This window comes from Schaalia sp. Marseille-Q2122 (assembly GCF_903645355.1).
In the GTDB taxonomy this organism is placed as follows: Bacteria; Actinomycetota; Actinomycetes; order Actinomycetales; family Actinomycetaceae; genus Pauljensenia.
On record NZ_CAHJXR010000002.1, the window covers coordinates 268,489 to 284,353 of the forward strand.

Genomic DNA, 15,865 nt, shown 5'->3' on the forward strand with positions numbered 1-15,865 from the left:
CCGCCCATTACCTAGAATGGATACTATGACTGGACTTGCGCAGCGTCTCCAACCTCCCGCTTCGGTCGCCTACCCCGGAGCACACCTTGGACTTCGGTGGCGTCAACTCATTCCCTCCGATGGGCCGGGAATTGCTGAGCTTGCCCGCGTGGTTGAAGATGCCGACGAGGCGATCCACAGGATTTCTCCGGGGGCGATTGCTGACCTCATGGAAGGAAAACACGGCGCGGACCTCATCGACACTATTGTCGGCGTGGATGTTGACGGGGCGATTGGCGCAGTCGCATCGGTGCGAGTTCTCCGCTCTGTTGACGAGATGGCCGTGGCCGTCGTCAACGCTCTTATCCACCCCCGCTGGCGAGGCCGAGGCCTGGGGCGTGCTCTGCTGTTCTGGCAGGATGGGCGCGCACGCCAGCTTCTCGTTGAACACTTCGGGGCGGATAACCCCATTCGCGCTCAGATTATGAACACCGTCGATTCTCACATGACGGATCGGCGCAGGCTCTACATTGCAGCGGGTTTCTACGCCAAACGAACCTTCGCGATCATGTACCGCGAGATTGAAGGCTCAGAGAGTGCGCCTTCGGCCAAGCACGGGTACCGCCTGCTGCCCTGGAACGACGTCAATATCGAGGAAGCACGTAACCTTCATGACGCGGTCTTTACCGACCACTACTGGCCTGAGATGCGCGGCCGTTGGTGGGAGGAGGCCATGGACGAATGTGAGCCCCGCTGGTCTTTCGGCATCGTTGATCCTGAGGGGACCTTGGCTGGCTACTGCGTGTGCGCACGTCCTGTTGATCGCTGGGCTGCGACGGGTCGTACCGAGGCCTATGTGTCCCTGATCGGTACGAGCCCTGAACATCGTGGTAAGGGGCTTGTCAGGACCTTGCTGGGCGCTGCGGTTGCTGCGGCGGCGCAATCGGGGATGAGCCGTATTGGCTTGGATGTGGATATTTCGTCGCCGAGTAACGCGCACGGCATATACGAGCATTTTGGCTTTGTTGACGAACGTTCCGAGGTCTACTACGCCATCGAACACTAAAAGCTTGTGCACCCCATTTGGCGCATAATGGCCTGATATATTCGCCAAACTTCGACTCCGCACTGACCATTTGAAAGGAGGAGCCAGCATTGGGCGACATGTCACTTTCGCATGATCCTGCGATGAATGATGACGCTGGCCGCGAGCCGCCTCAGCCCTCCGTTGAGCTCCCCTTAGCTGATCGAGGCGTACAGTGGCGTGAGCTCCACCCCGGTGATCTTCATGCCCTGTCCAATCTCATTGCTCGCATTGAGGCTCGTGACAATCCCCCGTACCGGACGTCGCGGGAAGAAGTTGAGGAGATGCTCTCCGAGGCGAGCGACTGGTTTGGTATTGCCGCTTTCGCTTCGCGAGGCATGGCCCGCGGCGAGATGGTTGCCTTCATGCAGATGGTCGTCCGTCAGACGGGCAACATTGAGTGCCTGTGCCAGGGCGGTGTCGATCCGCGTTTCCGCAGGATTGGTTTGGGCGGCGCCCTCGTCCAGTGGCAGACTGACGCTGCCCGGCATGTTCTCAGCCTCACCCCCTACGCTGGCCAGGCTGGCTGCGTGGTGACCAATGTTGACCCCGGGAATGAAGAACTCGAAGACCATCTCAAACGACTGGGCTACCACTGGTCACGCACGTACTATGAGCTGCGCGCCGAACTCAGTGACCTACCTCCGGCCCCGGATCTTGGCTCCTATCTGAGGATTGAAGAGTGGGGCCCGCAGTGGGAAGATGCCACCCGCCGCGCGGCTAATCGTTTGAACGAGCAAGAATGGGGCCGTCCACTTACGGAAGAGCAGTGGTTGATGGGCCGTACCGCCTTTGTCCCTGAGTGGTCTTTCGTCGCCGTGGATTATCGAGGCGACCGCCCGAAGGTCGCCGGCTTCCTCCTGGCCTCCCGCTACGAGCAGGATTGGGCTGCGCTGGGGTGGAAGGAAGGATACATCGACCAGATGGGCGTGCTGGCTGATTGGCGCCACGCTGCCGTTGTCGATGCCCTTATTATCGCAACCATGCACGCCCAGAATCGTGACGGTATGGAGCGCGTGGGTACGGGGTTGGGTTCAGCGAATCAGTCGAGTGCTCTCGCCGTGTATGAGTCTCTTGGTTTCCGCGTCGTCGGGCAGACCCGCCTTTACGCCCTCGACATCTAAAGGGCATTCCACCGCGATCAGGGCAGGTGTGGTGGCGCCCACGACGGCGCATCGCGGGCATGGCAGGTGTCGTCCCGCCCCCTCCCGGAGGCAGGCGCAGAGCGCGGTGATTGCCTTAGCCGATGGTCGCGATAGCGTGGAGCAGGCCGGAGCCTGAACCGTCACGCCGCATGTCAATCTCGGGTAGGGCGACGGGCATACCGTGAGCATCAGCTGCTCGAGCAGGCGCAGGGCCCACCCACGCAAGGTCGAGGCGATCCTCACCTCGTAAGAAACGCTGGGCGCGCACGCCCTGACCGCCGCGGCCCTTGACAGGGAATTCAGACACGGGCGTGACCTTCACCGTGGTCTGTCCCGTTCCCGGAAGGGCACCTGCAGCGGCTGCGACGGTGACGACGACTGCCTCGTCAGGTGTGTCAACGATCCAAAAGCCGAGGGCTTCAGCGCCGGAGGAGAGCTTCATGCCCGCCATGCCGCCGGCGGTACGCCCCTGCGGGCGAACCTTCGCCGCAGGGGTGCGGAGTAGCTGCGCGTCTGTGGAGACGAAGAACAGGTCGGCGTTGTCTGCGCAGGGGCCAAAGCCAACGAGGGCGTCGCCCGCGTCGAGGGCGATGACCTCCCACTCGTCGCGTGCGAGAACGTCTGGACGCAGGCGCTTGACGACGCCTTGGCGGGTCCCCATGGCCATGATGGTGTCGGCGTTGGGGTCGAGAAGGCCCACAGCGGGGGAGTCGGAGTGGACGAGCATGCCGGCGGGTACGGCTGCCGCGAAGGACAGGCCCGTCTCAAAGCGGGGAAGGGCGGGCAGGTCAACGACCTCCACGCGATGAGCCACACCGTCGCCGGTAACGACTGCGATTTGTGAGCGCACGCTGGTGGACAGTTGCGCGATCCAGCCATCGTGAGCGGCACGCGGTCCAGGTTCAAGAGGCTCACCCTCAGCGACGCGGGCAAGGCCTCCTGAGGCTGATAAGACGACCACACAGGGATCGTCAGCGATTTCCAGATCGAGGCCCTTACTCCGGGTATTCGTCTCAGGCAGGGCCGCTGCGAGCGCAATGCCAGCATCAACGCCGGCATTTGATTTGCCTGAAGCTGCCAGAGTGCCACCAGGAAGGGCGGCGACGGAGGCATCGCCTCCAGCGGCGGTGAGCAAGAGGGTGCGACGCGGCGTTCCCAGACGAGCGGAAACCTCATTCATTTCTTCTTTCACAAGGTCACGAAGAAGAATATCGGAGCCGAGGATCTCCTCAAGCTCAGCAATCTTTGCCCGTAGGTCAGAGGCTTCGTTTTCCAGCTCCAGGCGAGAAAATTTCGTCAGGCGACGCAGGCGGAGTTCAAGAATGTGGTTTGCTTGCCGCTCAGACAGGTCAAAGGCCACCATCAATCGTTCGCGTGCTGATGCGGCATCATCGGAGGAACGGATAATCGCGATGACGTCGTCAATGTCAAGGACGGCGATCAAGAGGCCCTCAACCAGGTGCAGGCGTTCAGCGTACTGCGTGAGGCGGAACTGGCTGCGGCGGCGGGTGACGCTCACGCGATGGTCGATAAAGACCTGGAGCATCTGCTTGAGTCCAAGGGTCTGGGGCTGACCGTTGACCAGGGCCACCGCGTTAATCGCGAAGGATTCTTCCAGGGGGGTGCGCTGGTAGAGCTGTTGGAGGACAGCCTCGGGGTTAAAGCCGTTCTTCACCTCCACAACGAGGCGCAGGCCGTGGTGACGGTCGGTGAGGTTTTGAACGTTAGAAATGCCTTTGAGGCGACCAGCCGAGACATTCTCCTTAATCTTCTCGATCACCTTTTCCGGCCCCACCATGTAGGGGAGCTCTGTGATGACAAGACCCATTTTGCGGGCAGTGATGCGTTCGATGGCAACCTTGGCGCGGGTGCGGAATTTACCGCGGCCAGTTTCGTAGGCCTCTTTCACTCCATCCAAACCGACTATGACTCCGCCACAGGGAAGGTCTGGGCCAGGCACGAAACGCATGAGGTCTTCAACGGTGGCCTCGGGGTTGTCCATGAGGTGGCAGGAAGCTGCGATCGTTTCAGCGAGGTTATGCGGAGCGATATTGGTTGCCATGCCTACAGCGATGCCCGAAGCGCCATTGACGAGGAGTTGGGGGAAGGCGGCGGGCAGGACCTCGGGCTGCATGAATTGGTTGTCGTAGTTGGGGACGAAGTCGACAACGTCTTGGTCAAGGTCGGTCACGAGGTCAAGCGCTGAGGTAGCAAGGCGTGCTTCGGTGTAGCGTGCAGCCGCCGGCCCGTCGTCGAGGGAACCGAAGTTACCGTGCCCGTCGATGAGGGGAACGCGCAGGTTGAAGTCTTGGGCGAGGCGCACGAGGGCGTCGTAGATGGCGGAGTCGCCGTGCGGGTGGAGTTTACCCATGACTTCGCCCACCACGCGCTGGGACTTGACGTGGCCTTTCTCTGGAGACAGGCCCATCTGGTCCATCTGGTAGAGGATGCGCCGTTGAACGGGTTTGAGGCCGTCGCGGGCGTCGGGCAGTGCGCGGGTGTAGATGACGGAGTATGCGTATTCGAGGAAGGAGCCTCGCATCTCATCGGAGACATCGATCTCTGAGATGTTTTCATTGCCGGTGTCATCGGTCAGCGGCATCATCATTTCCACATCACGCATGGGCACTATTGTCCCTATAAAGGCCATGTCGTATCGACTCCCACGCCGCAGCAATGCACAATTATGAGCATGAAAACGTGGACACACATTGAAGAGTTGGGTTTTTACCCTGAGCTTGTGACGCGCTCCTTGCGTCGCGCCCTTGGTGGGAAGGAACTCCTCGCCTTGTTATTACAGCTCGATGCGGGCTTCGATCACGGGTCGCTCTTCCGGCATCTCAATGTCGTTGCTGTGTCGACGGGGAGCCTCGTTCAACTGCATGTTGACGAGCTTGAAGACGGTGGCGCGACGGTCGCTTCTGCCATTCATCCTCTGCGGGCGATTCGGGGAATGTCCTACATGGAGCAGGTGACCTCCCCTGAGAGGCAGGGGGGTGCGGTCACGGAGATTACGATTGCCGTGAATCTGGGGTCTGCCCGACGAGGTGATGTGGAGACCTTGCAATGTGAGGACCCTGAGTGCGTTGCTGATCATGGTTTCACGATTTCTTCCATCCCCGACGATCTAACGATTCGAGTGTCGGCTGCGGCAGATGGCCTTGATGCCCTCGCTCAGGCTGAGGAGTTCGTTGATGTGCTTTCCGCGCTGATGGATAGCACTCATGGCTAAGTGGTGTCTGCCTGAGGCTGATTCTCCGCGTCTGACGCAGGTCTTGGGGGCGTGCATCGCTGCCCTCGATCCTTCGCTTCCCGGCGCTGACGCGCGGGCCGCCCAGCGTTTGGGCGTACCTGCAGCCGGGCAGATGCTTGTGATTTTCGTTGATGGTCTGGGCTACCTGCCCTTGCAGCGACGGATCGGGCACGCTCCTGTGCTGCGCGCACACCGGGAGGAGACTGTGTGCGCTCACACTGTCATTCCCTCCACCACAGCGGCGGGTATCACGGCCTTTGGGACGGGGTGTATGCCGGGCCAGACCCGGATGGTGGGCTATTCCGTTGCCCACGGTGAGGGCGTCATGAATCTCCTGGCTTTTGAGGAGGACGTTGACCCCGAGCAGTGGCAGCCCTGCGAGACTCATTTTGAGAGGCTAGCCCGCGCGGGGGTGGAGGCTGCGGTGATTTCTCCGCCGCAGTTTGCCTACTCTGGCCTCACTCGTGCTGCCCTGCGAGGTTCTCGACATCTTGGTGCGGTTTCTTTGGATGCGCGTATCGACGCGGCGATCCGCGAACTACGGGCGGGTACGCCTCTGGTGTATCTCTACTGGTCTGAGATTGATCACACCGGCCATGTGCATGGTGTGGAGTCGCCTGAGTGGACGGCTGCGCTTGAAGAATTCGACGCGGGGTTGCGTAGCCTCTTGGCGCGTCTCCCACGCGGCGTCATGGCGACACTCACAGCCGATCACGGCATGATTGATGTCTCCCCCTCAACCCTTTTTGATTGTGCGTCCCATCCGGCGTTGTCTGAAGGCGTGCGGATTATTGCCGGTGAGACTCGGTCCATTCACGTCCACGCTCAGCCTGGGTGTGGCGAAGAAGTGCGGCAACGCTGGGCGGACTACCTTGGCGAGAGGGCGTGGGTGATGAGCCCTCAGGAGGCCCGGCAGTTCCTTGGTGAGGGACCGGGCTGTGATCTCGTGGGGGATGCGGTGGTGTTTATGGCTGAACGCTATGGCGTTGTTGATTCTCGCATTCAAACGCCGGGCGCAATTGGGCTCGTCGGCGTCCACGGGTCACTGACGGAGGATGAGATGCTCATCCCTGTCATGCGTCTGAACTAGGACGCTGTTCCCCCTACTGGGGTTTTGATCCGAAGACGATCTCGTCCCAGCTGGGTACGGAGCGACGCTTACGACGTTTCTTCCCGGTGGGTTGTTGTGCTTCAACCCCTTCCATGCCGGGCAGCAGGGAGTCTTGAACGTCTGCTTGGGCGCGTGTGTCAGCACCGTGAGCCGTCGCGGCGTCGGACGAGGCGGATGCGGTGGCGGGCTCGGAGGCGGCTTCAGTAGGCGCACCTGGAGCCGCGTCTGTGGGCTCAGCGGAGGGTGAAGATACTGCCTCTTGCCCGGAGCTGCTCCTGGGCGAGAGGGGGTTCTTAGCGGGCGCCTCTGGCGAGTCAAGAGCTGGTATTGATGTCTTGGTGCGTGATTGGGCGATGGAGTAGATGCGTGCAGAAATCGACGGCGGCGGGGCGGGCTGAGGCGGGGCCTCTTCACCGAAGAGTGCCGCGAACTCATCGGCAGTGTCCTCCGTATCGATCTCCACCTCAACGCGCCGACCTCGCGCTGCGTTGAGCTGATCGATGAGGGCATCGCGCGCCTGCAGCTCTTCTTCAGACTCGGTGGCAACCTCGCCGGTTGGGGTAGCGGGGGTGAAGATCGCCTGCGTGGGGGCGGCGGTGACGGTCTCCGTCAACCAGCGCGCCTCCTGGTCAATGGCTTCGAGGTGAGCGCTGGCCGTATCAACGTGCCAGGAAGCGGAGTGCTCGTTGGCGCCCTGCACGAAGGTCACGACGATCTCCCACGGGCCGTCAACATCGCGGCGGGCGGACCATGTGAGGGATCGGGGGGAGACTCCTCGTGCTGCCAGACGATCAACGACGAGTTCACCCATGATGGGGCCATCGGCGGTGCCGCCTATCCGGAAGTTCAGCGCACGGTTAAGGGCGTAATTCTTCTCGGCCTCAACGGGGGCTTCGAAACGCTGGATGTAGAGAACATCCATGCCGTGCTCGGCTGCGATCTCCTCAGCGGAAAGGCCTGAGCGCAGAAGCGCCTGGATCTCGCGCGGGCGCAAGCTGCGCTGGGTCGAGGTGATGGCTTCAATCTTGGGGCGGTCTCTGCGGACGCTGGCGCGCAGCTCGTCGGTGATGGGTACGCAGTAGCGTTCACCGTGAGCGTCACTGAAGACTAAGGTCTCGCTATCTGCGCCAATACCTAAAAGCTCGAGTTCAATCATGCGCTCGCCCTCCATCACTCAACACAATGATCGTGACAGATTCCCACCCGTCCTGCTCGACTTTAGACCGCGTGTCCCAAAACGCGCACGACATGACATGACGATGGGGCCTCGCAAGTGCTATCCTCCCACCGCAAGCGCCTCTCATTGTGAGGAGCGCCCAACGCCCGAGCGCTAGCGCTCGACAGCAAGGAGGAAAGACCGTGGCAACTGACTACGATGCCCCGCGCAAGAACGATGACGATGTTGCAGAGGACTCAATCGAGGAACTCAAGGCGCGCCGCAACGATGTTGGTTCCTCAAACGTCGATGAGGACGAAAATGAGGCCGCTGAGAGCTATGAACTTCCCGGCGCTGACCTTTCTAAGGAAGAACTCACCGTTCACGTGGTGCCCCGCCAGGAAGATGAGTTCACCTGTTCGGAATGCTTCTTGGTCCATCACGCATCCCAGCTTGACCACATGAGTGCAGCAGGCCTGCCAGTGTGCACCGAGTGCGCTGGCTGATTCACTGATGTTTGGCCGGAAAAAGCGCGCGTCCGCGCCGGTAGAAACCCGCAGTGAGGAAGTGACGGTCACTCTGCCGACCCTCGCCGACGAGCACCCTATCTGGGATGAGCCTGGGCCGCGTTCCGCTGAGGAAGTGGACTCGTCGCTGGGCTACCTTGACCATGGGGCACTGAGGATCCCTGCCGTGCACGGTATGCGTGTTGAGCCTTTGGGACCGCTGAACCAGGGCGTTGCCGCAGGTATTCGACTCGTGATCGGTACTTCCTTGGTGGAAATCGAAGCCTATGCGGCCCCTAAATCCGGCGGAGTGTGGGACAGCATGCGCCAGAGCCTGCGTGAGCTCGCCCTCCAACACGGTGCCCAGGTCGAGGAGAAGGCCACGCGCTACGGTGTTGAACACCTCGTGACCATCCCGGTGACCATGCCCGACGGTGGTCAGGGGCAGACCTATGTGCGTGAAATCGGACATGAGGGCCCTCGGTGGGTGTCTCGCATCAAGATGCTGGGACAGGCGGCCGTTGACCCCCAGGCAGGGGCGGAGTTCGAAAGACTCATTGACCGCATTGTCGTTGTTCGCGGGGGCGAACCCCGCGCACGCCTTGAGATCCTGCCGGTTTCCTTCGCGCAACAAGCACCGCAGGTTCCCGATGCCTCATAGGCACCCTTGGTTCCAGGCCGTCGCGAGGCTCTTTTCCTTCGGGGCCGCGCGGACCGATCTGCGGACGCGACTGGAAGCCGAGGATGAGGCTGCTCTGCGTGGCGCACGGGGGACGACCCCCATTGCCGAGGTCGCTGCCCGTGAAAAAGTGTGTCTGTCGGGTGTTGTACAGTCGATGACCTATTCGGCGATCGGTCGGCCCGCTCAGCTCAATGCCATCCTTTACGACGGCACCGGTACGGTGGAGTTGCGTTGGCTGGGGCGCCGAGATATCCCCGGGATTCGAGTAGGTTTACACCTTGAGGTTGAAGGAACGGCCACCCCCCAAGGGGACCACATGGTGATCATGAATCCCCTCTACCGCATTCTTCCCCACGTCCAGTAATTCCGGCCCTGTACTACCGGGCCGCCACCTGCTTGTCCTGCAAGTCCGGTGGTCTAATTGTTGTTCATCCCGCCCGAATCCCTCTCGAAATTGGAGCACCATGTCCGAACCAACATCCTTTGGCGGTGCCTTTAACCAGTTGCGCTCTGAGGATTTCTCGTGGAAGAGCGCAGTGGGGGGATGGCGCGGCATCGTTGAATCGGCGCTGCCGGTTCTCGTGTTCGTCGCGGTCTTCACTGCGAGTTCGAATCTGTGGCTGACGGCAGCTGCCGCAAGCGCTGTCGCCCTCGTCTTTTGCATTGTTCGCGTGCTCGCCCGTCAGCCCATCACCCAGGCGCTTTCAGGCTTTATCGGGGTTGCGATTGGCGTGGCTTGGGCGCTGGCAACAGGCCGAGAGGAAAACTACTTCGTCGGGGGCCTCATTAATGCGGCCTTCTTCTTCACGATCATCCTCGTCTCGCTCATCGCGAGGAAGCCTGTGATCGCCCTGGGGTGCGCGGTGGCGTGGAAGCTTCCCTCCGGGTGGATGACCGACCCTGCGCATGCGCCCCTGTACCGTCGCAGCGTGCAGCTAACCTGGGCGTGGGCATTGTTATTCCTCATCCGTTTCGCGGTCCAACTGCCCCTGTGGTGGTTTGCCATGCTCGAGGCTCTTGCCGTCGCCAAGCTCATCTTGGGCATTCCCCTCTTTGCGCCACTGGTGTGGCTGACGTGGATGGGATTGCGCCCCTTTGCCAGCCGGTATGGCAAGGAGCAGCCTTCCGTCAAAGGGTCTGCTGAGGGGGCTGCGCCTGAGCCAGCGCACACAGAGGCAGACTAAACGCCGGGGGAGTTCTCTCAGACTGGCCTTCCCTGGCATGTCTGACCGTATCCTCCCAGGCGTTCCTGCAGCTTAGTCGCACAGGTACGCCTGATTCTTTCGCTCCTGGGTGTGTTGGGGCGGCCTCCATTGAACGGCCTCACACTACAGGTGGGCCGTTACGCCTTACTCCTCGATGAGGGATTCAACGAGCTCGGCGGGTGCCTCAATCTCAGCGGCGAGCGTCGCCATGACCCCTGCGTGCTTATCGGGCACCAGCAGCAAGAGCTCATCACCGGCACTGAACACGTTATCGTCATCGGGACGAATTGGACGACCATCGCGAAGCAATGCAGTGAGCACCGTTTGAGCAGGAAGATCCACATCGGCTACGCGCTTACCCACTATGGGGGAGCGGTGGGGTAAGACGATGGCGTACATGGAAACGTCAGCGGTATTGAAAGAGAAGAGCTTGACTGGCTGGCCGATGCTAATCGCCTCTTCTACGAGGGCGGTCATAATACGCGGCGTTGACACCGCAACATCGACACCCCAGGAGGCATCAAAAAGCCACTCATTCTTGGGATTATTGAGGCGTGCCACCACACGGGGGACACCAAACTCTGTCTTCGCCAGCAAAGAGATGACGAGATTGGCCTTGTCATCACCTGTCGCTGCGACGAGGACGTCGGCCTCGCGAACCCCCGCGTCGGCAAGGGAATCAGGAGAACACGCGTCAGCGAGCACCCAGTCGGCGTCGACAACAGCCGACACCTGCAGTTTTTCAGGGTGGTTATCGATCAAGGTGACGTTGTGGTCGTGAGAAAGCAACTCTTTGGCAACGAAGCGTCCGACGGAGCCAGCTCCGGCAATAACAATGCGCATGGGGATCAATCCTCGAGCTCAGGCGGGGAAGTCAGGAGATTACGCAGGCGCGTCGAATCCACACCTGATTCAGCGAAGAAGAGTTCGTCATCTTCTTGGATGACCAGGTCAGGGGTAGCGACCTGGAGCGCTCCCAGACGCGAGACGAAAGCGATACGGCTCCCGGCAAGGGCCTCGACGGTCGTGAATGCCAGCCCATACCAGGAGGGGACGGGCATGACGGCCACAAGCGACACATTGCCAGCGGGGTGGCTCCACGCCACATGCGCATTGCGGGGCATCATCCAGCGCAGGACCGCTTCGGAGGTACGGCGAACGGTTGCGACCGTGGGGATGCCTAGACGCTCGTAGACAAAGGCGCGGGTCGGGTCGTAGATACGGGCAACGACTCGTTCAACACCGAAGGTTTCACGAGCCACGCGGGCGGCAATGATATTGGAGTTGTCGCCGTTGGAGACGGCCGCGAAGGCGTAGGCCTCTTTAATACCCGCCTTGCGGAGGATATCGCGGTCCATTCCCTGGCCGGTGACTTTCCGCCCCGAAAAATCGCTGGGGAGGCGGCGGAAGGCCTTCGGGTCGGCGTCAATGACGGCGACGGAGTGACCATCAGAATCTAATTGGGTGGCCAAGAGGGCGCCAACGCGCCCGCACCCCATCACAATGAAATGCACAGTCACAACGCTACTCCCCATTTCGGCGCTTGTGTACTTGGACCGATGCAGTTCCAGGGGATCTATGCGGGGCGTTTGTGCATCCGGGTTTTACTTCCCTGACGAAAGGACTACGCTGGACGCTCGTGCGTGACAGTTATGACCGCGTCAAAAGAGTCCTGATCGGACGGCCTATTCGTTCTGAGGCACTCGGACACCAGCTTCTTCCCAAGAAACTGGCGTTACCGGTTTTTGCGTCCGACGCGCTGTCGTCGGTGGCCTACGCCCCCGATGAGGTGCTGCTCACCCTTGCTTTGGCTGGCGGCCTTGCTGGCTACCACTCCCTGTGGGTGGGGGTGGCAGTGGTGGCAGTGCTGGCAGTGGTTGTCTTGTCCTACCGTCAAACGGTGCACGCCTATCCCTCGGGCGGCGGCGACTACGAGGTGGTCACCACCAACCTTGGTCACAACTGGGGGCTGGTGGTCGCTTCGGCACTCCTGGTTGACTACATCCTCACTGTCGCCGTGTCGATCTCTGCTGGTTCGCGCTATATCACCGCCGCGCTCCCGACTTTCGCCGGCCATGAGGTGACGATCGCCGTTGGCCTCATCGTCATTCTTACGCTGCTGAATCTGCGGGGGATGCGCGAAGCAGGTGCGGCTTTCGCTATCCCCACTTACATCTACATGCTGGCTATCGGGGTGCTCATTGTGGCCGGCTTCTATCAGCTCTTCACGGGAAGCCTTGCCCTCGCTGACTCGGCGCACTACGAGGTTGTTGCCGATCCCACGCATGTGGATGGAATCGTTGGTTTAGGCGGGGCATTCCTCATGATGCGCGCCTTCTCATCGGGGTGTGCGGCCTTGACCGGAGTGGAAGCCATCTCCAATGGCGTTCCTTCTTTTGCTCCGCCGAAGTCGAAGAATGCGGCAACTACTTTGGCGTTACTCGGTGGTATTGCTGCGGTCATGATGATGTCAATCCTCATCCTGTCCAAGGCCACTGGCCTGGTCCTTGTCGAGGACCCGCAGGCGCAACTCCTGGTGGATGGTGTGCCGGTCGGTGAAGAGGTCGTCCTCGCTCCGGCGATTGGTCAGCTGGCGGCGACGATTTTTGGTGACGGCAGCATCCTCTTCCTGGTCATCACTGTGGTCACGGGAGCGATCCTCGTCCTGGCAGCGAACACCGCCTTCAATGGCTTCCCCACGCTGGCCTCGGTGCTGTCACGCGATTCCTTCCTTCCCCGCCAGCTCCATAAGCGAGGCGACCGCCTGGCGTTCTCGAATGGCATCATCGTCCTTGCGTGCAGCGCGGTTGCGTTAATCATTGCCTTCGATGCTGAGGTGACGCGCCTCATCCAGCTCTACGTTGTTGGCGTGTTCATCTCCTTTACCCTGTCCCAGCTGGGCATGATCCGGCATTGGAACCGCCAGCTGCGCACCCGCCAGACGGGCACGGAACGGGGTATGGTCCTGCGTTCTCGTGCGGTGAATATTATCGGCTTCATGATGACCGGCTCTGTCTTGATGGTTGTCTTGGTGACAAAGTTTGGCCAGGGGGCGTGGATTACGCTGGTGATGATGGTTAGTGTCTTCATTGTTCAGCGCCTGATTCGCAGCCACTATGATCAGGTGCGGGCCGATCTGAGGGTGGAGGATTGGAATATGCAACGCGCGCTCCCCACCCGTGTTCACGCCATTGTGTTGGTGTCGAACTTCGCCCGACCCACGATGCGTGCGGTGTCGACTGCCCGCGCGTCGGCGCCCTCGTCCTTGGAACTGGTGTCGGTGGTTGCCGACGAAACTGAAGAAGAGCTGGTGCGCCGGGAATGGGAAGAATCTGGCCTGCCCACCCCGCTGACGCTGTTGTACTCTCCGTACCGCGATATTACGCACGTGGTGGAAACTCATGTGCGCGCCTTGCGGCGGCGCCGCCCCAACGAACTGGTTATCGTGTATCTGCCAGCTTTCCTCGTGCGCCGCTGGTGGCAGAATATCTTGCACAATCAGACTGCTGTACGCTTGCGCCGTGCTTTGCTGCATATCCCCGGCGTTGTTATCACCACCGTCCCGTGGAAGTTAGGCGAGGACGATCAGGTGGAAGGCCGGCAGTTGGTGAATGATCCTTTCCCCAGTAATGAACGCTCAGAAGCGACGACGCGAGTTGTCGAGAAAGAAGATCCCCGATGACTCCTTCCCGTCGTCCCTCTCGCTCCTCTCAGGGGCAGTCGGCCTCTGGTCGTGGTGGCCAGCGCAGTTCCGTGAAGGGAACTTCGAAGGGCGGTGCGAAGAAGGGCGCGCGTTCGGCGCAGCGTTCCTCGCGCCCTCGTCCTCCGAAGGAAACGCTGGAACTTCTCGTGGGCGAGCCCGCTCATGGCGGTGCCTGCGTGGCTCGCGATGATAATGGGCGTGTGGTGTTCGTTCGCCACGCTTTGCCGGGCGAAAGGGTGATTGCTCAGGTGACGGCCACCCAGAAGAGCCTGGCGTGGGCTGATGCTATAGAGGTCCTTTCTGCCTCGGAAGATCGTGTGCCGTCGGTGTGGCCGCAGGCTGGCCACAATGGCGTGGGTGGAGGGGAGCTCGCTCATGTCGCCCCGGAGGCTCAGCGCCGGTGGAAGGCTGATGTGCTGCGCGGTCAGATTCGCCGGATTGGCGGCGAAGCTTTGGCTGATGCTGTGAGCGATATTGGTGGCGTGCGTGTGCAGGCAGCCCCGGGTGATACTGCGGCTGGTGATCCGCTGTTGCACCGTCGTTCCCGCATTGAGCTGGTGGCGAATCAGGACAGTAATGCTGGAATGCATCGTTTCCGCGATCGGGTGGTCTTGCCGTTGAAGGATATGCCTTTGGCGGTGGAGGAGATTGTCGATGTGGGGCTTTTTGGTCCGGATTCTCCGTGGCGTCACCTGTGGTCGCCGAAGGATCGTATTCGCGTGGTGGCCAGTAACACCGGAGATAATCGCGTCCTGGTGCGCACCCCGCAGGGGCTCTTCGATGCTGAGCGTCAGATGCTTGAGGACGATACCTGCCACTGGCGTATTGAGGTCAACGAGCAGACTTTCGATTATCGAGTGCGTATGGATGGTTTCTGGCAAACCCACCGCGAGGGCGCTCAGGTACTTGCTCAGGCGGTAAGCGATGCCGCCGGGCTTTGTGGGGGAGAGAAAGTGGCCGAACTCTACTCTGGCGCAGGCCTGTTTACACAGGTTCTGGCATCCCAGGTGGGGGAGAAGGGCCGCGTGGTGAGCGTCGAAGGGGCCGAGGACGCGGTTGCTGATGCAACGGCAAATTGCGCAGCCTACGGCACGGTCGACACTTTCGTTGGAGCTGTGGATGAGGGTGCGGTAACGGATCTCGTGGGTGAACTGGGTTCGGCTCCTGATGTGCTGGTATGTGATCCTCCACGCACGGGCGCTGGCCGTGAGGTGTGCGCACGTATTGCTGATTCCGAGGCTGCTCGTGTGGTGTTGGTGTCCTGCGACCCGGCTGCAGGAGCCCGTGATCTGCGTGTACTCACGGAGTCTGGCTACGAGTTGGAGTCGCTTCGAGCCTGGGATTTGTTCCCGCATACGCACCACGTTGAGTTTGTTGCTGCGTTGAATCGGCGTTGAGTAACAGACTCCTGCGTGCATGGGAGATCGCGCTCAGGAGAGGGTTGGCTGAGTACAACAAGTAGAAGTCGGAGATTCAACGGTATGATCATCCTGGTAGCGGGCGCATCCCACACAGGTAAGACTGCACTCTCTCAAAGACTGATGGAAAAGTATGCTTTTCCCTACCTTTCTATTGATCACCTTAAGATGGGTCTCATACGTAGTGGCCAGACGCACTTGACCTCGATGAGTGGTGATGAGGAGCTTACGCAATACTTATGGCCGATTGTGTGTGAGATCGTCAAGACCGCAGTGGAGAACCAGCAGAACCTTATTGTGGAGGGATGTTACATTCCTTTCGACTGGTCAAAGGCATTTGAGCGCGAATACCTGGAGCACATCAGGTACGTCTGTCTGGTGATGAGTGGACGCCATGTGAGGGAGCATTTTGCTGACATCAAGGCCTATGCGCGGGTGATTGAAAACCGTGTCGATGACGCGTGGTGCACTCTGGAGTCGGTTTTGAGGGACAACGCGCGTGTCCGTGAGTGTGCTCAGAAACATCAGGTGAACTATTGCGTGATTGATGGCGACTACGATTCGCTTTTTGATCGGGTAGAGAAGAGTTTGATGCTCCCTCCTGAACCGTGATGTAGTGGTCG

The 15,865-nt window shown here is 60.6% G+C and carries 15 protein-coding genes; 11 read left to right on the plus strand and 4 right to left on the minus strand.

Annotation, left to right across the window (positions count from 1 at the left end; translation table 11 throughout):
* The first annotated feature begins 25 nt into the window (after positions 1-25).
* Positions 26-1,045, plus strand: coding sequence for a GNAT family N-acetyltransferase (locus HWX48_RS02150; RefSeq protein ID WP_175954171.1), 1,020 nt, complete (start codon positions 26-28; stop codon positions 1,043-1,045).
* A gap of 98 nt (positions 1,046-1,143) precedes the next feature.
* Positions 1,144-2,187 carry a GNAT family N-acetyltransferase gene (locus tag HWX48_RS02155; RefSeq protein WP_175954173.1) on the plus strand — a complete coding sequence of 348 codons (1,044 nt, stop codon included), beginning with the start codon at positions 1,144-1,146 and terminating at the stop codon, positions 2,185-2,187.
* 115 nt (positions 2,188-2,302) lie between these two features.
* Here the strand turns inward: HWX48_RS02155 and HWX48_RS02160 are convergent, their stop codons facing one another.
* Entirely contained in the window at positions 2,303-4,831 is a 2,529-nt protein-coding gene (locus HWX48_RS02160) for a DNA topoisomerase (ATP-hydrolyzing) subunit A (protein ID WP_254872915.1), read from the minus strand.
* A 69-nt stretch (positions 4,832-4,900) separates the two neighbouring features.
* Here HWX48_RS02160 and HWX48_RS02165 point away from each other — a divergent pair, with 69 nt between their 5' ends.
* On the plus strand, positions 4,901-5,440 hold the full coding sequence (locus HWX48_RS02165) for a DUF5998 family protein (RefSeq protein WP_175954175.1): 540 nt from the start codon (positions 4,901-4,903) through the stop codon (positions 5,438-5,440).
* Complete coding sequence (locus HWX48_RS02170) at positions 5,433-6,551, plus strand: alkaline phosphatase family protein (RefSeq protein ID WP_175954177.1); 1,119 nt, start codon at positions 5,433-5,435, stop codon at positions 6,549-6,551. The genes HWX48_RS02165 and HWX48_RS02170 overlap by 8 nt, the downstream gene beginning before the upstream one ends.
* A gap of 13 nt (positions 6,552-6,564) precedes the next feature.
* Here HWX48_RS02170 and sepH read toward each other — a convergent pair whose 3' ends face one another.
* Positions 6,565-7,728 (minus strand): septation protein SepH, encoded by a 1,164-nt coding sequence (gene sepH / locus HWX48_RS02175; RefSeq protein WP_175954179.1) that lies wholly within the window; start codon positions 7,726-7,728, stop codon positions 6,565-6,567.
* Between the two features lie 203 nt (positions 7,729-7,931).
* Between sepH and HWX48_RS02180 the strand changes: the two genes are divergently transcribed.
* The 4 genes from HWX48_RS02180 to HWX48_RS02195 all read left to right on the plus strand — a co-directional run bounded on the left by HWX48_RS02180 (position 7,932) and on the right by HWX48_RS02195 (position 10,100).
* Positions 7,932-8,234 (plus strand): DUF4193 domain-containing protein, encoded by a 303-nt coding sequence (locus tag HWX48_RS02180; protein WP_124867742.1) that lies wholly within the window; start codon positions 7,932-7,934, stop codon positions 8,232-8,234.
* 61 nt (positions 8,235-8,295) lie between these two features.
* Positions 8,296-8,895 (plus strand): DUF3710 domain-containing protein, encoded by a 600-nt coding sequence (locus tag HWX48_RS02185; RefSeq protein ID WP_175954181.1) that lies wholly within the window; start codon positions 8,296-8,298, stop codon positions 8,893-8,895.
* The gene (locus HWX48_RS02190) at positions 8,885-9,280 is read left to right on the plus strand and encodes a DNA-binding protein (RefSeq protein WP_254872916.1); all 396 of its coding nucleotides are present in this window, start codon (positions 8,885-8,887) and stop codon (positions 9,278-9,280) included. Before HWX48_RS02185 ends, HWX48_RS02190 begins: the two co-directional genes overlap by 11 nt.
* A gap of 100 nt (positions 9,281-9,380) precedes the next feature.
* Positions 9,381-10,100, plus strand: a complete 720-nt coding sequence (locus HWX48_RS02195; RefSeq protein ID WP_175954183.1) for a DUF3159 domain-containing protein — start codon at positions 9,381-9,383, stop codon at positions 10,098-10,100.
* A gap of 165 nt (positions 10,101-10,265) precedes the next feature.
* Here the strand turns inward: HWX48_RS02195 and HWX48_RS02200 are convergent, their stop codons facing one another.
* Entirely contained in the window at positions 10,266-10,964 is a 699-nt protein-coding gene (locus HWX48_RS02200) for a TrkA family potassium uptake protein (protein ID WP_175954185.1), read from the minus strand.
* Positions 10,965-10,969: 5 nt separating this feature from the next.
* Positions 10,970-11,620 (minus strand): TrkA family potassium uptake protein, encoded by a 651-nt coding sequence (locus HWX48_RS02205; protein WP_175954375.1) that lies wholly within the window; start codon positions 11,618-11,620, stop codon positions 10,970-10,972.
* A gap of 140 nt (positions 11,621-11,760) precedes the next feature.
* On the opposite strand from HWX48_RS02205, the gene HWX48_RS02210 reads away from it, so the two are divergent.
* The 3 genes from HWX48_RS02210 (at position 11,761) to HWX48_RS02220 (ending at position 15,854) form a co-directional block, all read left to right on the plus strand.
* The gene (locus HWX48_RS02210) at positions 11,761-13,803 is read left to right on the plus strand and encodes an APC family permease (RefSeq protein ID WP_175954187.1); all 2,043 of its coding nucleotides are present in this window, start codon (positions 11,761-11,763) and stop codon (positions 13,801-13,803) included.
* Positions 13,800-15,221, plus strand: a complete 1,422-nt coding sequence (locus tag HWX48_RS02215) for a class I SAM-dependent RNA methyltransferase (RefSeq protein WP_175954189.1) — start codon at positions 13,800-13,802, stop codon at positions 15,219-15,221. The genes HWX48_RS02210 and HWX48_RS02215 overlap by 4 nt, the downstream gene beginning before the upstream one ends.
* A gap of 84 nt (positions 15,222-15,305) precedes the next feature.
* Positions 15,306-15,854 carry an adenylate kinase gene (locus HWX48_RS02220; RefSeq protein WP_175954191.1) on the plus strand — a complete coding sequence of 183 codons (549 nt, stop codon included), beginning with the start codon at positions 15,306-15,308 and terminating at the stop codon, positions 15,852-15,854.
* The last annotated feature ends 11 nt before the right edge of the window (positions 15,855-15,865 follow it).